Annotated in this window: 21 protein-coding genes; 10 read left to right on the top strand and 11 right to left on the bottom strand. The window is 60.3% G+C overall.

Going from position 1 to position 18,004, the window contains the following annotated elements:
* The first annotated feature begins 45 nt into the window (after nucleotides 1–45).
* The 4 genes from EWF95_RS11725 (at nucleotide 46) to EWF95_RS11740 (ending at nucleotide 3,685) form a co-directional block, all read left to right on the top strand.
* Nucleotides 46–912, top strand: coding sequence for a 16S ribosomal RNA methyltransferase A (locus EWF95_RS11725; RefSeq protein ID WP_142444260.1), 867 nt, complete (start codon nucleotides 46–48; stop codon nucleotides 910–912).
* Nucleotides 905–1,525 (top strand): HemK2/MTQ2 family protein methyltransferase, encoded by a 621-nt coding sequence (locus tag EWF95_RS11730; RefSeq protein WP_142444261.1) that lies wholly within the window; start codon nucleotides 905–907, stop codon nucleotides 1,523–1,525. Before EWF95_RS11725 ends, EWF95_RS11730 begins: the two co-directional genes overlap by 8 nt.
* Before the next feature lie 73 nt (nucleotides 1,526–1,598).
* A complete protein-coding gene (locus tag EWF95_RS11735) occupies nucleotides 1,599–2,615 on the top strand; it encodes a 5-methyltetrahydropteroyltriglutamate--homocysteine methyltransferase (RefSeq protein ID WP_142444262.1) in 1,017 nt (338 codons plus the stop codon).
* Nucleotides 2,612–3,685 carry a methionine synthase gene (locus EWF95_RS11740; RefSeq protein WP_142444263.1) on the top strand — a complete coding sequence of 358 codons (1,074 nt, stop codon included), beginning with the start codon at nucleotides 2,612–2,614 and terminating at the stop codon, nucleotides 3,683–3,685. Before EWF95_RS11735 ends, EWF95_RS11740 begins: the two co-directional genes overlap by 4 nt.
* Before the next feature lie 26 nt (nucleotides 3,686–3,711).
* Here EWF95_RS11740 and EWF95_RS11745 read toward each other — a convergent pair whose 3' ends face one another.
* From EWF95_RS11745 to EWF95_RS11755, 3 genes are all read right to left on the bottom strand, one after another.
* Complete coding sequence (locus EWF95_RS11745) at nucleotides 3,712–4,635, bottom strand: hypothetical protein (protein WP_142444264.1); 924 nt, start codon at nucleotides 4,633–4,635, stop codon at nucleotides 3,712–3,714.
* A 109-nt stretch (nucleotides 4,636–4,744) separates the two neighbouring features.
* Entirely contained in the window at nucleotides 4,745–5,089 is a 345-nt protein-coding gene (locus EWF95_RS11750; RefSeq protein ID WP_142444265.1) for a DUF5615 family PIN-like protein, read from the bottom strand.
* Nucleotides 5,090–5,091: 2 nt separating this feature from the next.
* Complete coding sequence (locus EWF95_RS11755) at nucleotides 5,092–5,397, bottom strand: DUF433 domain-containing protein (RefSeq protein WP_142444266.1); 306 nt, start codon at nucleotides 5,395–5,397, stop codon at nucleotides 5,092–5,094.
* Between the two features lie 174 nt (nucleotides 5,398–5,571).
* Between EWF95_RS11755 and EWF95_RS11760 the strand changes: the two genes are divergently transcribed.
* From EWF95_RS11760 to EWF95_RS11770, 3 genes are all read left to right on the top strand, one after another.
* Nucleotides 5,572–6,600, top strand: coding sequence for a PAS domain-containing sensor histidine kinase (locus EWF95_RS11760; RefSeq protein ID WP_142444267.1), 1,029 nt, complete (start codon nucleotides 5,572–5,574; stop codon nucleotides 6,598–6,600).
* Nucleotides 6,601–6,815: 215 nt separating this feature from the next.
* Nucleotides 6,816–7,856: a sensor histidine kinase gene (locus tag EWF95_RS11765; protein ID WP_142444268.1), complete on the top strand. Its 1,041-nt coding sequence runs from the start codon at nucleotides 6,816–6,818 to the stop codon at nucleotides 7,854–7,856.
* A 168-nt stretch (nucleotides 7,857–8,024) separates the two neighbouring features.
* Complete coding sequence (locus EWF95_RS11770) at nucleotides 8,025–9,557, top strand: hypothetical protein (RefSeq protein ID WP_142444269.1); 1,533 nt, start codon at nucleotides 8,025–8,027, stop codon at nucleotides 9,555–9,557.
* Nucleotides 9,558–9,572: 15 nt separating this feature from the next.
* Here the strand turns inward: EWF95_RS11770 and EWF95_RS11775 are convergent, their stop codons facing one another.
* The 4 genes from EWF95_RS11775 to psmB all read right to left on the bottom strand — a co-directional run bounded on the left by EWF95_RS11775 (nucleotide 9,573) and on the right by psmB (nucleotide 11,813).
* Complete coding sequence (locus EWF95_RS11775) at nucleotides 9,573–10,004, bottom strand: DUF7124 domain-containing protein (RefSeq protein ID WP_142444270.1); 432 nt, start codon at nucleotides 10,002–10,004, stop codon at nucleotides 9,573–9,575.
* 124 nt (nucleotides 10,005–10,128) lie between these two features.
* Entirely contained in the window at nucleotides 10,129–10,602 is a 474-nt protein-coding gene (locus EWF95_RS11780; protein WP_142444271.1) for a hypothetical protein, read from the bottom strand.
* Between the two features lie 89 nt (nucleotides 10,603–10,691).
* Nucleotides 10,692–10,958 carry a DUF2061 domain-containing protein gene (locus EWF95_RS11785; RefSeq protein WP_142444272.1) on the bottom strand — a complete coding sequence of 89 codons (267 nt, stop codon included), beginning with the start codon at nucleotides 10,956–10,958 and terminating at the stop codon, nucleotides 10,692–10,694.
* A gap of 123 nt (nucleotides 10,959–11,081) precedes the next feature.
* Nucleotides 11,082–11,813 (bottom strand): archaeal proteasome endopeptidase complex subunit beta, encoded by a 732-nt coding sequence (gene psmB / locus EWF95_RS11790; protein WP_142444273.1) that lies wholly within the window; start codon nucleotides 11,811–11,813, stop codon nucleotides 11,082–11,084.
* A 96-nt stretch (nucleotides 11,814–11,909) separates the two neighbouring features.
* Between psmB and EWF95_RS11795 the strand changes: the two genes are divergently transcribed.
* Entirely contained in the window at nucleotides 11,910–12,392 is a 483-nt protein-coding gene (locus EWF95_RS11795) for a cupin domain-containing protein (protein WP_142444274.1), read from the top strand.
* 19 nt (nucleotides 12,393–12,411) lie between these two features.
* On the opposite strand, the gene EWF95_RS13640 is transcribed toward EWF95_RS11795, so the two are convergent.
* Nucleotides 12,412–12,576 carry a hypothetical protein gene (locus EWF95_RS13640; protein ID WP_185911781.1) on the bottom strand — a complete coding sequence of 55 codons (165 nt, stop codon included), beginning with the start codon at nucleotides 12,574–12,576 and terminating at the stop codon, nucleotides 12,412–12,414.
* A gap of 307 nt (nucleotides 12,577–12,883) precedes the next feature.
* Between EWF95_RS13640 and EWF95_RS11800 the strand changes: the two genes are divergently transcribed.
* Together EWF95_RS11800 and EWF95_RS11805 are read left to right on the top strand one after the other, a co-directional pair.
* On the top strand, nucleotides 12,884–13,249 hold the full coding sequence (locus EWF95_RS11800) for a DUF555 domain-containing protein (RefSeq protein WP_142444275.1): 366 nt from the start codon (nucleotides 12,884–12,886) through the stop codon (nucleotides 13,247–13,249).
* Between the two features lie 396 nt (nucleotides 13,250–13,645).
* Complete coding sequence (locus EWF95_RS11805) at nucleotides 13,646–14,185, top strand: CBS domain-containing protein (protein WP_142444276.1); 540 nt, start codon at nucleotides 13,646–13,648, stop codon at nucleotides 14,183–14,185.
* A 5-nt stretch (nucleotides 14,186–14,190) separates the two neighbouring features.
* On the opposite strand, the gene EWF95_RS11810 is transcribed toward EWF95_RS11805, so the two are convergent.
* The 3 genes from EWF95_RS11810 to EWF95_RS11820 all read right to left on the bottom strand — a co-directional run bounded on the left by EWF95_RS11810 (nucleotide 14,191) and on the right by EWF95_RS11820 (nucleotide 17,811).
* The gene (locus EWF95_RS11810) at nucleotides 14,191–15,333 is read right to left on the bottom strand and encodes a DUF4013 domain-containing protein (protein ID WP_142444277.1); all 1,143 of its coding nucleotides are present in this window, start codon (nucleotides 15,331–15,333) and stop codon (nucleotides 14,191–14,193) included.
* Between the two features lie 56 nt (nucleotides 15,334–15,389).
* Entirely contained in the window at nucleotides 15,390–17,522 is a 2,133-nt protein-coding gene (gene rqcH, locus EWF95_RS11815) for a ribosome rescue protein RqcH (protein WP_142444278.1), read from the bottom strand.
* Between the two features lie 97 nt (nucleotides 17,523–17,619).
* The gene (locus tag EWF95_RS11820; protein ID WP_142444279.1) at nucleotides 17,620–17,811 is read right to left on the bottom strand and encodes a hypothetical protein; all 192 of its coding nucleotides are present in this window, start codon (nucleotides 17,809–17,811) and stop codon (nucleotides 17,620–17,622) included.
* Nucleotides 17,812–18,004 lie beyond the last annotated feature (193 nt).

Consider the following 18,004-nt stretch of genomic DNA (forward strand, 5'->3'; position numbering starts at 1 on the left):
ACAGCAAAACGGGACGTTTAGGCAGCCCGCAGCAAACTCTGTGGCATGACTCGCTCCGAACCGCCCGGGAGCCGCGATCCCGACGCGCTGATTCGTCGGGCCGGCGACCGCGGCAACCCGGATTTCGACCAGCATTTTCTCGTCGACGACCGCGTCGTCGACCGGATTCCGGATTATCTACCGGCTGACGCCGACCGGGGTCACATCCTCGAAATCGGCGGCGGGCCGGGCGTCCTCACCGACCGGCTGCTCGCGGTCGCCGACCGCGTGACCGTTATCGAGCGCGACCCCACGTTCGCCGCCCACCTCCGCGAGGAGTTCACCGACGCCATCGACAACGATCGGCTGACCGTCATCGAAGGCGACGCGCTTGAGGTCGATCTCCCGGCTGCGACCGCCTGCGTGTCAAATCTCCCGTACAGCGCGTCCAGCGAGATCGCGTTTCGGCTGTTGCCGCTCGGTATCCCGCTGGTGTTGATGTTCCAACAGGAGTTCGCCGAGCGGATGGTCGCCGCCGTCGGCGAGGACGACTACGGCCGGCTGTCGGTGAGTGCCCAACACTACGCCGACTGCGAGATCGTCGAATCGGTGCCGAACACCGCCTTCGATCCCCAGCCAGCCGTCCAGAGCGCGCTCGTCCGGTTGACGCCGCGCGATCCCGAGTACAGCGTCGCCGACGAGGAATTCTTCCTCCGATTCGTGAAGGCGATCTTTACCCAGCGGCGGAAAACGATCCGCAACGCGATCCGCAACACGGCCCACATCTCCGGGCTGGACGACGCCGACGCCGTGGTTGAGGCGGCCGACAAGGAACTGCTCGGCCGGCGGGCCGGCAACGTCGCACCAGCCGAGTTCGCCGGGCTCGCACAGACAGCGGTCGACCACGGCTTCGATGCATCCGACGATGGATAACGTCGATAGCGACGACAACAGCGACAGCGACAACGACCGCCCGTCGCTCGCCGAGCAGCGCGGCGTCGACGGCCACGTCTACCAGCCTGCTGAGGACTCCGCGCTGCTGGCGAAGGCAGCGATTGGCGATATGACCGCACCCGGCCGCGTCCTCGAAGTCGGCACGGGTTCGGGGTGGGTCGCCGAACAGGTCGCAAGCGAGACCGACGCCCGCGTCGTCGGCAGCGATCTCAACCCCCACGCCTGCCGGCAGGCCCGCGAGCGCGGCGTCGAGGCCGTCCGCGCCGATCTGGTCGCGCCGTTCGCCGCTGACGGGTTCGACGCAGTGCTGTTCAATCCACCCTATCTCCCGACCGAACCGGACAATGAGTGGGACGACTGGATGGAACACGCGCTTTCGGGCGGCACCGACGGCCGCCGGCTCATCGTACCGTTCCTCGACGACGTGGGACGGGTGTTGACCGCCGATGGCGCGGTCTATCTGCTTGTCAGTAGCCTCACCGGCTACGAGATCGTCGTCGACCTCGCGGAAGAGGCCGGCTTCGAGACAGCCGAAGTTGCACAGGAGTCGTACCCATTCGAGGTGCTCTCGGTGCTGCGGCTGACACGGTGAGAGGCGATAAATTACTTTCAGACATATTTTGACTTAGTAAATATTAAGCAGCCGAATCACCAACTTTGAACAGATGACTGAACGCGTTGCCACGACGACGGGGCTACTCCCCCTTCCCGATCCAGCCAAAGAGGAGCTCTCCGACCTCAAAGGCCACCAGAAAGGCGATCTGATCTCCGGCACCGAAAGCGAGGAGATCGCCTCCGCCTACGCCGAGTATCGCCGCGAGGTAATCGACGACCAGCAGGCTGCTGGCCTCGACCGAATCACTGAGGGGCAGCTCCGCTGGGACGACATGCTCGCCCACCCGCTGACGACCCACGAGAACGTCGATCCCAACGGGATCGTCCGCTACTACGACAACAACAATTTCTATCGTGATCCGCAGGTTCGCGGCGACCTCGATTTCTCGGGCGATGTGGCCGAGGAACTGGAGACCGCCAGCGAGACCATCGACGACCCGGCCGCGTCGTTGCAGGCTGTCCTGCCGGGCCCGTACTCGCTGTTCGATCTCGCCACCGACGAACACTACGGCGACGACGCCGAGTTCTTCGGGGCTATCGCCGACTTCCTCGCGGGCGAAGTCGAGGCCTTCCCGGCCCACAAGACGCTCACGCTGCACGAACCGTCGCTCGTCGAGAATCCGCCGAACGAGGATCTCGTCGAACGGCTCGCCGACGCCGTCGACACCGTCGCAAGCGAGACCGACTCCGACGTGGTCGTTCACACCTACTTCGGCGCGCTCGATGAGACGACCTACGCGCACCTGATGGACGCCGACGTGGAGGCACTCGGCTTCGATCTCGTCGCCGGCGACCGCGAGGACACGCTGTCGAACATCACCGAGTTCGGCACGAAGGACGCCGCCGCCCTCGGCATCGCCGACGGCCAGAACACCCTCGTCGAGTCCGCCGACACGCTCAACGAGCGCGTCGAGTGGTTCGAGGATCAGATTCCGGTCCAGGAGTTCGACCGCCTGTATCTGTCGACCAACACGGAGCCGTTCTACCTGCCGGTGAACAAACACCTCGCCAAACTGGAGGCGATTGCCGCCGCCGCTGGCAACGTCGACCAGGAGGTGACAGCATGAGCCGCCCCGCCGACAACCGCGCGCAGTTCCGCCCCGAGGATCATCCGAACGACAGTTTCCTGCTGACGACCGTCGTCGGCTCCTACCCCAAGCCGAAGTGGCTGAACCGGGCCGACGACCTTGTTGACGACCCCGACTCGAAGTTCAGTGAGGAGAACCTCAAGGAGGCCCACGACGACGCCGCCCGCGTCATCACCCACGAACACGAACGCTGTGGGCTCGACACCGTCGTCGACGGCGAAGTCAGGAGGAATGAAATGGTGGAGTACTTCGCCGAGCGGATCGACGGCTACGAGTTCAACGGGCCGGTCAAGGTCTGGGGCCACAACTACTTCGACAAACCCTCCGTCTCCGCGGAGGTCGCCTACGACGAACCGTGGCTCGTCGACGAGTTCGAGTTTACGAACAACGTCGCCAGCAAGCCGGTCAAGGTGCCGATCACCGGGCCCTACACCTTGGGCAACTGGGCGTTCAACGAGGCCTACGATACCGAGGAGGAACTCGTCTACGAACTCGCCGACCTCGTCAACATCGAGATCGAACGCCTCGTCGACGCCGGCGCGCAGTACATCCAGATCGACGAGCCCGCCCTTGCGACGACGCCGGACGATCACGCCATCGTCGGCGAAGCTCTCGACCGGATCGTCAGCGGGATCGACGAGGACGTGCGGATCGGGCTGCACGTCTGTTACGGCGACTACTCGCGGATCTACCCCGAACTCAACGACTACCCAGTCGATGAGGTCGATCTCGAACTCTGCAACGGCAACTACGAGCAGATCGACGTGTTCAGCGAGCCGGAGTTCGTCCCGGATCTCGCACTCGGCGTCGTCGACGTCCACACCGCCGAGGTTGAGCCAGTCGACGAAATCAAGGAGAACATCAAACAGGGCCTGAAGATCGTGCCGCCGGAACGGCTCACGATCAGCCCCGACTGCGGCGTGAAACTCCTCCCGCGCGATGTCGCCTACGGCAAAATGGAGAACATGGTCGAGGCGACCCGCCAGGTCGAAGCCGAACTCGACAGCGGCGAGATCGACCTCGAAGAGCCGGTGCCGACGGCAGACTAATCGGTTGAATCGCGGTTTTCGTTTTCTTATCGAGGGTTCTCAATCCCAGTCAACGCCTCGAATACGTCGTTGCAACGCTCACCGTCTTCAGTGAATGCGTGGTACTCAAAGTCCGGATCGCCAAGATAGGTAAACATCATCCACCCGTCTGAGAAATCACCCACGTCGTAGTAATCTTCGTCAAGCCACCGTCCGATTTCAAAGCCTTGGGTCATCCTCTCCTCCTGATACACTGCGAGCACCAAGACCACGTCGTCGTCAACTGTGTCGCGGGCAGATCCGAATTTGTTTTTGAGTTTCCTATCAATCGAGTTCGTCGTTCGCGTTCCCATTCCGAACCCGAACCCGTTTTTTAATTTCGTCGCATAATCAGGTTTCGTGACTTCAATCCAGATATCCTGATCGTCAGCAGTGAGCCGAAGGTCAAAATCCTTCGAGTCATCGCCGTCAGAAAGTGCCGCGTTCATCGATACCTTTTCTGCACCGTACACTTCGCGCAGGTAGTATAGTAGGTACAGTTCGGCGAATACGGAATTAATTCGATCCACGTTATTCTGCCTGATTTCGTTTAACCAATCCAAGGTGGGGTCTGATTCAATGTTCACTGCGGTGAGGTGCTTGTTTATGAGTTGTAGATCCGGTCGCTTGAACTTCCCCAAGAGCTCTTCTCCGTCAATTTGGTTTTCACCAAGCAGGTCGTTGATGTTCGGGTACCCGCGTGGTGAGGGGATTAGGTGATTATGAGGATACTTCGAATCTAACTCGCGCTCGATACCATACGCGTAGAGCGTGTATGAGTGGTCTTCGACCGTTATGGTTGGTTCGTAGGCGCCGTGTACTTCGACTACTTTGCATCCATATCGGTGCTCGAACTCGGATTCTGGGGCGTAAATGTGGACAATGTCCCCGCAGTCGTACGGTTCGTGGGAAGGTTCAAAATCCGAGTTCATTATATCTCCGTATTCATATCCTGAGATGAAAAGTCGGTCGCAGTGATTGAGTCAGGTTCCTGGATCGGAGCACGTCGCTGCGGCGACCGACTTGCCGCTCACACACGTTTCACAGCCAGTCAGTTGTGATGTACGTCACCGTCTCCATTGTCTCCCGATTAGGGAACGCCTCGATCACGCGCTGGATGATGTGGTAGCATTCGTGGGCCGGCAGTGACTGATCCGGGATGTAGAATACGCCAGCGTGTGCGTCGAGTGGCAGTTCGACAAACTCGTCGTCGCTGGTGACGATTATCCGGTGTTCTTCGACGGCGTACTGACAAATAGCGGTGTCGTCAACCCCTTCGCCCAACTCGCTCACCTCGACGACACGCTCTACGTCGTGGCCTGCCTTGTCCAGTTTCGTAGCCAGCGACGCCGCGATGTTCTCGTCGAGCAGCAACGACACCTGCATGCCTACGAGTCCGGCAGATCCTCGGGTCCGGTAACGATTCTCGGGTCGTCCGCTGCGGCGTCGTGCCGCTCTCGACGGGCTTCTTCGACCGCTCGCATCTCTTCGGGATGGTCGTGATAGTACGCCAGGGCGTGATAAACTGCTGCGGCCGTGAGGTCGAACCGCTCCGCAACCGTCTGCGCGTCGAGCCCGCGCTCCTCGACCAGCGCGTGGATGTGGCTCACGGTGATTCGCCGGTCTCGAATATGGGGCTCGTCGTGGATCTCCGACTCGTCACCGGAGACGACGGTGTTCATCTGCTTCGACATGGTGTAGCGTACTGTTGCTGTGGCCTTCATTCTTTGCCGGTATATAGTCAGCTTCGGGTATGTTGTGCGGTACAGGTGGCATCGCATGACATCTTCCGCGATCAGAAGTATTATTTAGCTATCATTAAATATTTACATATACCGCTAGATTCCTGAGGTAACACAAGGATTCAGATGACGAAATCATCGTTTGAATTCGACGACGAAATCGATCGGTTCTACAGTTGCTTAGAGGTCGGTGTGACGGTTCACAATTCTCAGAACGGAGACATATACTACGCTAACGACTATGCTGAAGATGTGTACGGATACGCGAAAGACAAGCTCGATACAATAGATATCATTGATGTAAGCTCGGATTCTCCTTCCAAATCGGAATTTATCAAACGAATACAGGCTGCGGCCCAGGGTCAATCACAACAGTTCGAATGGCAGATTCAACGACCCTCGGGCGAGATACAGTGGATCGAAATGCGCCTCTCGCAACTCTCCGTTGAGGATCAATCGTACGTTATCGCAGTCACCCGCGACATCGATGACTACAAGATGAAGCTCCGACATTTCCACCTTCTCAATCGTATTGTCCGCCACAATTTCCGTAACAAACTTCAGATCGTCAGTGGCCGATTCACTCAAATCGACGACCAGTACGACGATAACCAAATTTTCGACCAAATACGACGCGCCATCGGCGAGTTAGTGAATCTGACCAGTTGGGCTAACAGACTCACCTCACTAGACGCAGAAGAAAAGAACAGGGACAGGATCAACATCCGTACCATGTTGGAAGAGGAGGTAGAAAAGTACAAGAACAGATATCCCGAGATAAACTGGACGCTTGACAGCGAGAGTGTCTATATAAACGCGAACCCATTGCTGCAGCGGGCATTTCACGAACTCATTGATAATGCGGTGAAACACAACTCACACGAGAACTTGGACATCACGGTTTCTGCAAGCGAAAACATCGCGGATCAACAGATCGACGTTCAGATTATCGATACAGGCCAGCCGATTCCGGACATCGAAATCACCCCGCTGTTAGGCGGCGATGAGCCTGATCAACTGAAACACGGCGAAAACGTCGGGTTGTGGGAAGTGCAAACGATCATCAATCAGCATCAGGGCATCCTCCGACTCAAGGAAAACAACCCGGAACGAAAAATAATCGAACTTACATTACCGCTGGCAGATCCTCAATAATCGGCTACCCTGATCGATCCGGGTTGCTGTCGTTACGAAGAGCCGTTTTAGTACATACCACGCCCGTTAATGTCTGGATCGCAGCGCGTCGCTACCGTCGGAGCCGTGCTCCCGCAGCCACGCGCGCAGCCGGTGGCGACTCCGGGGGTGGTCACCCCATATAGTCAGTTAGCTATCATTAATTATTTACACAGACCTCGGGTAAGTAACCCAGGATGCAGGCTCAGATGACGAACTCATCATTTGAATTTAACGACGAGGCCGACCAGTTCTACAGCAGTCTAGAGGTCGGTGTCACGGTTCACGATTCGAAGACAGGGGACATCTGCTATGCCAACGAGTACGCCGAAGACGTGTACGGATATCCGAAGGAGAAGCTCAGCACAATCGATCTCGTTGAGGTAAGCACCGATTCGCTTTCGAGATCCGGATTTATCAAACGGATCCGTGCTGCCGCAGAGGGCCACTCCCAACAGTTTGAATGGCGGATTACACGCCCATCGGGCGAAGTCCTGTGGATCGAGATGTGCCTCTCGGAACTCACGGTCGAGGGACAGTCGTACGTGATCGGGATCGTTCGTAATATCGACGACTACAAGATGAAGCTTCGTCATTTTCACCTCCTGAATCGGATCATCCGCCACAATTTCCGTAATAAGCTCCAAATCGTGAGTGGTGGATTTTCCCAGATAGACAGACAGTACGACGGAGCAAAGGTCTTCGATCAGATGCGACGCGCCATCGCTGAGTTGGTCAAGCTAACGAGTTGGGTTAACAAGATCACATCACTCAACGGGGCAGAGGAAAACACAGACAGGATCAACGTCCGTACGATGTTGGAAGAAGAGGTAGACAAATACAGATCCAACTATCCTGAGATCGATTGGGAGATCAGGAGCGAAAACGTGTATATCGATGCGAACCCCTTGCTACGGAAGGCGTTTCACGAACTTATTGATAATGCGGTGAGACACAACTCCCACGAAGGGTTAGCCATCACGGTGTCTGCAAGCGAAAACATGGCCGATCAACAGATAGATATTCAGGTCAGTGATACGGGCCAACCGATTCCGGATATTGAGATCACACCCCTGTTAAATAGCGAGGAGCCTGATCAGCTGAAACATGGTGACAAGATCGGGTTGTGGGAAGTGCAAACAATCGTCAATCGCCATCGAGGAATGCTGAAGCTCAAAGAAAATAGCACAGAGCAAAAAGTAATTGAGATCACATTACCGCTGGCAGATCCCAAATAAACAGGGGGAGTGGCGGATCTATCGGAGCGGCTATATTGTGCTGTTCACTAATACGTGGGTGCTCCGGCAGGGCAGCGGGATCAGCGATGAGAGAGACGCTGCGGCCATCGATCCTATATCTGTCCAAGCTAGGTGGCTTCAAGAGGCTTGAAAACACACACCCGCCCGATGACAGAGTCCTCGCTGGCCGCCGCCGTCCGCGACGTACTGGCAGTCGACCCCGAGTCGTACCGGACGGACGCCGCGACCGACGCGGATTTCGTGCTGTCGGAGCTGAGCGACGGCACCTTCGACAACCACCAATCGATCCTCGGCCTCGAATACGAGTTCTACGCCGTCTCCGAGAACCGCTGGAACCCTGGCGACGACGGAGCCTACGGACTGGCCCGCGTCCCGCGCCGCCTCTTGGAGCTGATCGGCTTCGAGAAGGAACTCGGCCTCCATAACGCCGAGATGACCGCCACCCCCCAGCCGTTCAACGCCGACGGCGTCCGCGCCATCGAATCGGAGGTTCGCAGCCAGCTCACGGCCGCCCTCGACTGTACGGCCCCCGAGGGGCTGCGACTCGTCAGCGACGGGCTGTGGACGATCCCGCCGACCGGCGAAACTGCCCGGGAGTATCTGACCGACAGCGTCGACGACGATGGCGTCCGGATCGCCACCAACATGACCGACGCCGTCCGGTATCACGCGATGGCCAACGGGAATCTCGCGGACACGTTCCGCGTTGAGGCCCCCCACGTCGATATCGCCGCCGAGACGCTGATGCCCGAGAGCCTGATTACCTCCATTCAGCCACATTACCAGATGCAGCAGGCGATGGATCTCCCGCGGTGTTTCACCTACGCGCTCCGACTCGCCGGCCCGCTGCTCGCCCTCGGTGTCAACGCGCCGTTCTTCCCGCCGGATCTCTACGAGGAGGGTGTCGACCCCGAGACGATCCTCGCGGAGGGCTGGCACGAAAACCGGATCGCCATCTTCGAGTCGGTGCTCAACACCGCCACCGAGACCGACAAGGTGGCCTTCCCCGAGGATATCGACAGCCTGGAAACGGCGATCCACCGCGTCGTCGACGACGAAGTGATCGTCCCGATGGATGTCGACCGCGGCGACCGGTTCCACGACAACTTCGCCACGCTGCGCCGCAAACACGGCACCTTCTGGCGGTGGGTGCGACCGGTGTTCGGCGGCCCCTCCCGATCGGCGGCCAACGCCAGAATCGAGTTCCGCCCGCTGCCCGCCCAGCCAACCGTCCGGGATTCGATGGCACTGACGGTCGCTTTCGCCGGCGCGATGGAAGGGCTCACCCGCACCGAACACCCGGTCGGCGACCTTCCGTGGGAGGCGGCCCGCGACAACTTCTACGCCGCGATGCACAACGGCCTTGAGGCCGACATCGAGTGGATTCTCGCCGACGGCACCGAGACGACCGACAGCACCGCCGCGATCACCGATTTCCTGGATCACGCCGCCGAGGGCCTGCGCGCGGTCGGCCTCGACGACGAGGCGGTCGATGCCTACCTCCAGCCGCTGATGTGGCGCGTCGACAACGAGCTGACGCCGGCGGGCTGGAAACGCGAGCAGGTGCGACAGCGACTCGACGAGGGGGCCGCCTTCGACGAGGCGATCCACGGGATGCAGCGGGAGTATATCGACAAGCAATCAGAAACGCTGATCGACGGCGATTTCCGGGAGTGGTAGCGACCGCCGACGCCGTCAGCCGAGCAGCGTGCGAACAGGGGCCAGCAGCCGGCCGACGATACCGCGGTTCGATTCGGGCTCCGAGAGCGTCCAGCCGGATTGCTCGGCGGCCTCAGCGACGCGCACGTACTCCCAACAAAATAGTGTGGACACCCGCATATCCGCGTCGCTCGCGCCGACGTAGACGTGGCGTGGCGTCTGTTTCGTCTCACAGAGCTCTTCGAGCAGGAACCACTTGTCGCGGCCCTCCGGCTCAAAATCCTGTCGGAGATCGTGTTCGGTGACGATCTGCGCGATCCGGTCGGTGTCGTCGTCGATGATGCCGAGCCACCGGCTCCAGTCCTGGGCGTCCTCGAAGACCGCTGCCGGATCATCGAGTCGCTCGATGGCCGCAAGCGAAAAGGCGAGTGTGATCCCGCTTGTCTCGGTGCCGCCGTCGTCGCTCATGTATAACTGAGATAGTCGTCAAACAGAACAGGCTACTGGTTCCTATTTTCCAGCGATCATTGGTCTGTAGGATCAGATACGTTGACCGACGGTTGATTCTTTGATTGGTAAAAATAGAATTGCATTATACTTCTATTGGAAATATACTCATCAATTCGGGCAACATCTGAAGTGTGAATCCAACCAACATTAGACAGATTCCAACAGTTCTAATTTTTGTTTTCCCTCGGCGAATAGTACGATCTATTTTGTATCTAATCTTAATGAATAGTGGCTCTTGGATTTTCCTAGTTTCACCTTCTCCTGTGGATACTCTTAGTTTGAATAGTGCTCCTTTCCCTGTTGTGAGAGTGCCAGCATGTACATCAAGTTTGTAAACGTCCTCGGTGAGTCGATCTTCCTTATCGACCATCGAATTGATCACCTCTTTCAAGTCTGTAAATCCGCAATGATCGGTTTCTATCTCATTAGCCTCTAATTCCTCAAGTGCTCTGAGCAATCTTCCCGGTCTGTGGTACTTCTCGAAATAGACGATGCCTGGAGATGCAATAATAAATGCTCCTGAGACATAGATGATCATCCCAATAAGCTCTCTCATCAATTCAATGTACACTCAATCCCCAGTTCTACAAGAGTCTGACTCTATATCTTTCATTGGATCGCCCCTCAATACGTAAACAGTCTCCGCTATTCGCCCGAATTCACGCCCCACGAGATCCGATCCCAGAGGCGTTCATAGCCGTAGTACGTCCCAGTTTTGACGACGTTGGCAACGAGACCGATGCTGAGGGCTTCCGCCGTGTTGCCCGTGATCGAGAACGCGACGACCACTGTAATGATTACCATCAGCACACGGTAGCCGAGCGTCTTGGCGAGCGCGCGCGACATCCGCTGGTGCGGAGCTCGCGTAAACACGCCCTGTCCAGCCTGTCGCAGTCGATCGAAGACAGCCATTGGCGGAAACTGGCGACCGCGATCACTAAAGAATACGGTTACGCTGTGTGCGGATGCAACCGAAACCGATGGCACCGCATCGAGAGCGATACTGAACAGCAGAAAACGGATCGCGGGCGTCGCCTACAGCAGCTGGTCGATATCCTTGTACTTGCTGACCTCGACGCCGTCCTCGGTGACGACGGCGACGTTGATCCCGTTGCCGGAGGCCAGATCGCGCTCGACCGCGCTCTTGATCGCGCGGGCGGCGACCGTCTCTGCTTCGTCCAGCGAGAGGTCGTCCTCGTAGTGCTGTTCGAGCACACCGAGGGCGAACTGGCTACCCGAGCCGGTGACGGTGTATTCTTCTTCGGTGGTGCCACCGAGGGCGTCGATGGAGTAGATGTGGCTGCCCTCGCTGTCGACACCGCCGAGGATCGGGCTGACGATGAGGAACGCACCCGATCGGAGGAAGTTGCCGGTGAGCGTCGAGAGTGCCTGCATACTCATATCCTCGCCGCGGCGGGCCTCGTAGAGCCGTACCTCGGCTTGCAGCGAGCTGATAAGGTTCTGGGCGGCCGACACCGAGCCCGCGATCGTGAGCGCGCCCGTCGGGTGGATCTCCTCGACCTTTTGGACATCTTTGCTGGAGACCATGTTGCCCAGGCTCGCTCGCATGTCGGTGGCGAGGACGACGCCGTCCTCGGTTTTGAGGCCGACCGTCGTCGTCCCGGTTTTCATGCCGGCGTCGTCAGCAGCCGACCCCTCGCGGGCGGCGTTGCCGCTGAACTCGCCGAGTTCCGGGCCGAAGACGTTGCTGTCGTCGCCGTCGAGCTGACCCAACTCACTTGCAGCATCGCGTGTCGGAGTTCGCATTATAAGCGGTTGGGTCGGCGCGCGGATAAATGCAACCATTCGGCAACCCTCGCCGCAACCGCCGGAAGCCATCCGGCCCCGCCGTCAACTCGGCGTATGCGACGCGCCACCGCCGACGAGATGGAGTGGACGACGACCGCCAACGGCGAGACGGAGTTCAAACGCAAGCAGTTGGGCGAGGCCGCCGGCGGCGACCAACTCGGCTGTAGCCTCTATGAGCTCCCGGCCGGCAAGCGATCGTGGCCCTACCACTACCACACGGCCAACGAGGAGGCCATCTATGTGCTCGCCGGTGAGGGAACTGTCCGGTGTGACGGGGAGAAAGCCGCCATCAGCGAAGGCGACTATCTCAACTTCCCGGCCAACGCCAGCGGCGGCCATCGCGTCATCAACAACTCCGAGGGCCCGCTCCGATATCTGGCGGTCTCGACGATGGTCGAGCCCGACGTAACCGTCTACCCCGACTCCGAGAAGTTTGGCGTCTATGTCGGCTCCCCGCCCGGCGGCCGCGAGGAACGCACATTAGAGGGCTACTTCGAGCAGGATGCTGGTGTCGACTACTGGCAGGATGAGAGCTAGCGGCGATGAGCGAGCAAGATCAGATCGACTCGTAGGTAGCTTCCAAGCTGTCGAGCAGCGATGCGACCGGGAGCTGGAAGCCGACACGCCGGGTGGCCAGCGCGACCGGCAGCAGCACAATCCCGAGCAGCACCGTGAGCTGATACAGCGCGAACGCGGTGAACCGCGACACTGTTTCGATCATGTCCGTACTCACCCCTGGCGAGTAGCCCTATATAAGCTTTTGGAGGCGAGGGAAACGCTAATGTCGACGCAGTCATGCGTTTTTGGTTTGTCACCGCAAACGGAGCCGTGTGATCGACGAGCCGCCGATCACCCCGCGTAAACCGTGTGACAAACCGGCCTGATCGGCATAACTTATGAGAAACCAACGGCGTTCGTGCGCCTATCCAAGCGAGTGTGAGAGACCGGAGTCGGCGACCCGCGACCGCGCTGCTGTCACGGCAGGAACGAATCACAAGACACGAAACCCTCGGGCCCAAGAGGTGGGTATGAGTAATTATCTCGTTGCGATGGAAGCGGCTTGGTTGGTTCGTGATGTTGAAGATGTTGACGACGCGATCGGCGTCGCCGTCAGCTCCGCCGGCAAGCGGTTGAACGAGGCCGACAAGGAGTACGTCGACGTCGAGGTCGGCGTCACCGGCTGTCCGGCCTGCGGCGAGCCCTTCGACTCGGCGTTTATCGCCGCCGACACCGCACTCGTCGGCCTGCTGCTTGAGATCGATGTGTTCAACGCCGACAGCGTCGAACACGCCTCCCGGATCGCCAAAAGCGAGGTCGGCGGCGCGCTGCGGGACGTGCCGCTGACCGTGATCGACGTGATCGAGGAGCCCGACGACGAGGAGCGCGAAACCTGATTCTCGGTCAATCGTCACGGTTGTGTTCAGATAAGCCGAGGAAACTGGAACCATCTTGAAAGCCCCCGGCGTCTCGGCTCCCGGGACTCGCTGCGCTCCTCACTGCGTTCGCTGTGGTGCTTGCGTCGTCCGGGTTCGCCGAGACACCGGCCCCTTTCAGTCCCACCCGCGTCAGTGGGTCAGGCAGCTGCAGCCGGGGCGGGACTGAAAGGGGCGACGCGCTGGAGGAAGGCGGGCGACGCAAGCACTGCAGGGCCGGAGGCCCGAAGCGCGCAGCGAGCCCCCCGACTCCAGCGCGTCGGGGCTTTCAAGATGTTCTCAATCCAATCGCACTACTCTGAACTGTACCTCTGTCACCGACGAAAGCTTTTCAATAACCTGGGGTAATAGGTCTGTATGGAGCTGCCGACGCCACAGGATCTCAAGGAACGCCGCACCGCCTTGGAACTCACCCAAAGCGCGCTCGCCGAGGCCGCCGGCGTCTCACAGCCGCTGATCGCCCGCATCGAGGGTGGCGATGTCGACCCACGGCTCTCGACACTCCGGCGGATCGTCAACGCCTTAGACGAGGCCGAAGGCGAGGTCGTCCGCGCCGCCGACCTGATGAACGAGACCGTCATCAGCGTCGCCCCCGACGACGCCGTCGGCGACGCCGTCGAGACGATGGAGTCCGAAGCCTACTCCCAACTCCCGGTGTTACAGAACGGCGTTCCGGTCGGCTCGATCAGCCAACACGATGTGATCCAGGCCGGCGAGGATGTCAGCGACTACCCGGTCAGCGAGGTGATGAGCGAGTCGTTCCCGACGGTCAGCGAGGATGCCACCGTCGATGAGATCCGCAATCTCCTAGAACACTACAAGGCCGTGATGGTCACCCGCGGCGGCGAAACAGTGGGGATCATCACCGAAGCCGATATCGCCGCCCAGTTTTCCTGAGCCCACTACTCCTCAACAACATCCCAGATGAACTCATCAGACGCATCGTCGCCCTCGGCCAGCGTCGTCGACGCAACGTCGTCAGCAGCGTCATCGATCGCAGCGTCCGTCATCGACTCTGCATCTGTGGTCGAGTCGGTTGACGGCTCCGTGGTCAACTCAGCCGACAACGCTTCGCTCGACTCGGGCGACGGCTCCGGCATCCCGAAATCGATCGACTGATCGGCACCGCCGTCGGTTTGCTGTGTCGGGCCGGGCGTCTCGACCCCGCGACCGACCTGTACCGCCGCCGGTGCCTCCGTGGGGCGATCCGCGATCGTGACGGGTGAGCCCGGCGCGTCGTCAGCAGAAACCGCCGAGCCGGTCTCGGTTGCCAACGCGGATGCGGCCCCCCGGCCGGTTGCCCAGGCAGCCGACATCCGCAGCCAAAACACGAGGACGACGCTGACGGCCAGCGTCAGCAACCCACCGATGGCAGCCAACGCCACATCGTATATCCCGGCAAGCCCCGAAACGACGAAAAGCGGCGTTACCAACAGCGGGCCGACGGTCAACAACCCCATAGCGATCAGCCAGCCGTTGAGATAGGGCCCGGACAGCGAGACAGCCAGAATCCGGCGGGGATCGATCGCCGCCTGTACCGATCCGGTCGCAGCCAACACCGCCCGCGCAGCGGGGCGGAGATACAGGTAGACGAGCAGATAACACAGCAGGCCAAAACCGCCGATCAGGATGGCGACCGCCGCGAGCACCTGCGGAGCCCCCCCAAATCCCGGCGGATCGAGCACCGTCGCCACACCGGCTCCGGCAGCAAGACCGAGACACACCGCTGCCGGTAGGGCATACACCACCGAGACGGCGGTCGATCGCACACCATCCCGAAGCAGTGATCCCCAGCGCACGAACGAGGGTGCCACGGGGCGATCGTCGATGCCGGCGGCGACGACGCCAACCAGATACCCCCGCACCACCAGGCTCAACAGGAAGACGATCGGGGTCACGGCGATCCCGATGCGAGGATCGACGGTCAGCAACGCGATCCAGCCGACGGCAGCGATCGCCGTCGCCCCGGTAAGCACTGTCCCGACCAGGAGCGTCCCTGTCGCATCGGCGGCACGGGACGGGACGCGGAGGGCCTCACTCAGCATCACCTATATCCAGAGGCTCCCGAGATTTATAGCTGCGTGTTGTGGCGACAGTGTGGTCAGTCGATGATCTCGCTGCCGCCGGCCGGCAGATGCTCCTGGATCAGATCGGCGCTGGCGACCGACCGGACGAAGCTCTCATCAGCAAAACGACCCTTGAGCTCGCGGTAGCAGCGTTTCGCCATATCGTTTTGGGCGTACTTGCCGGGCTGGAGTTGGAGGTGGGTCGCGGCGGCCTCGGCGACCGCGGCGGTCGGCCCGCCGACAACACGGGTCTGTGGGGTACACTGAATGCCGACCGCGAGATCGACAGCGAGATCGTTGAAGTAGGTGCGGTCACCGCGAATCACGAAACTCCCTTTCTCGATGTACTCACCGCTTTCCGGCGTTTTCGACACCTGATCGGGCTCAACCATATACACGTCGCCCGCGTGTTGGCCGGCCTTCCAGACCGACGAGTGCGAGACGGCAAACTGTGCGGCCTGCCGAAGCGTTGATTCGGGAAAGTCGATCTCCTTGGATGCCTCGCTCGGCCCGGTCGCTTTTAGGATCGTCACCGGGCCGCCGTGGGCTTGGGCGTGGAAGAAGCGGTCGCCGCCGCTCATATATTTCTTCACCAATTCTTCGTTCTGATCGGCGTTGCGGCCGCCGATGACGAGAAAGCCGTCGGTCGTATGGAACCACCGGAACCGCTCGTACCACCCCTCATCGCGTTTGATCGGGATCGACGACCGCGAGAGCCAGTCGGTGTCGGCGAACTCGCTGTCCGCGTCGCTGTCGTCATCGTCGTCGCTCTCGCCATCGCTGTCGCCGTCGTCGGCTTCCCACGCATCGCGGCGAGCTTTGACAGCCGCTAACTCCTCGCGGGTCTGCTCGATGGCTTCCTTCGCGCCGTCCTTCTTTTCCTCGATGCGTTTGGCCTCCTGATACAGTTGGTCGGCATTTTTCTCGACGCCGATAGTCGCATCGAGTGTCGCCCGCGTGTCGCCGATATCGACCGTGACCGTCCCCTCCGAGCCGTCGACCCCGACGACAGCCTCGGCCGCTGGCAACCCCTCGTCGGCGGCCTCCTGTAGGGTCGCATCAATGTCGTCCCACGGGACGCCGTCCTCGCGGGCCTCTTGGATCGTGGTCAGGATCTCGTCGACACGGTCGTACTGCTCGTAGAGAGCCTCGGCTTTGGCGCGCTCGTCGGCGGCCTGTTGCTCGAAGCCTTCGATAGCGCCTTCCTGCTGGTCGATGATGCGCTGCTGTTTGGCGATCTCGGCCTCGAAATCCGGTTTGCCATCGTCTGGCTCGGAGCTATCGCTGTCGTCGTCGGAGCGGTCAAACCGGTAGAAGTAGTCGTCGACAGCAGTGGTAAAATCGTCGTAGTGTTCCTCGTCGAGCCCTGCGGCCTCGCGTTCGGCCAGGGGGAACGGCGTCACGTCAACAACGCGGTCGTCATCGAGATAGATGCGGGGCTCGAAATCGCCGGTGTCGACGCGGCTCGCCAGCTCGTCGAGGGCGTCGTAGATGGCGCGGTACTCCTCGTCGGTGGCGTCCTCGATCTGGGTTTCTTTCTCGACGCCGGCGCGGGTACAGACCTCCTCTGCGTACAGCCCGCCGAGGTTGAGCTGGGTGGCCAGCGTCCGCACCACGTCGCTGGTGGAGTCGTCCATCTCGCGGACGAACGCGTCGAAGCCGACCGACAGCGGGTCGATCCGAGAGTCGGGGTACTCGTACTGGGAGCCGGGGGCGATAGTGCGGGATTTCAGCCGGACGGTCTGGAGGCTCTGAATGACTTCGCCGGTCTCGTCGAGGGCGGCGATGTTGCCCTCGCCGAACAGTTCGACGACGAGCGTGGTGTTGGCATCGGGGCGTTCGAACTCGAAGACGAGGATGCGGTCGAACTCGTACTGGGTGACGCCGGCGAAATCCGCGCCGCCGAGTCGGTTGCGAAGCATCTTGGCGAAGTTCGGCGGCCGGCCAGGTGCGTCAGCAACGTGGTCGGGGTCGGCCATGTGGGCGCGTTTGACCGCGCCGACTTCGAGCATGAGTTCGACCCGGCCGCGGTCGAAATCCCGCATCTTGAGCCGGAGCAGATCGTCGCCGTAGAGATACGCCTTGTCGACCTTCGCGCCCTCGTAGCGACCCATCTCGGTGACGAGGGCGGCAAGGTCGATGCTAGAAAGCTCCCGCTTGGCGTTCATACAGATCCCTCACGACGACGCGAAAAAGGGGTGTCGTTCCCGCCGCTGCGCTCAGTGCTCCGAAGGTTGTGGCGGACACCGTCTCCGGGAGATCAGCTCAGGCGACGAGGCGGGTGTCGGTTTCGGCGTCGGTATCGATCACCTGCCAGCCGTTGCCGCGGCAGGGGGCTTCGGTGAGCGTCACGGTCACCGTCTCACCGACCCCCAGCTCGTCGAGTGCGGCTGCGAGCCCCGAGGATGCGCAGTCGACGATCTGAAACGTCTCGTTAGCCTCAGACCGGAGAGTCATCGCGCCGTACCGGTTTAATTCGGTTGTGACAGTCCCTGTTACCCGACGGGTGGTCTGAGAATTATTCATGATAGTATATTATGGTCTGGACGCAAAAAGATATCCCTGTTTGACACTCGGTGCCCACAAGCGAGATCAGACCACAGTGGTGACAGAGCGACCGCTATCAACCCAAATCAGCCGACAGGATAAT

Origin of the sequence: Halonotius roseus (assembly GCF_006861655.1) — an archaeon.
GTDB classification, from domain to species: domain Archaea; phylum Halobacteriota; class Halobacteria; order Halobacteriales; family Haloferacaceae; genus Halonotius; species Halonotius roseus.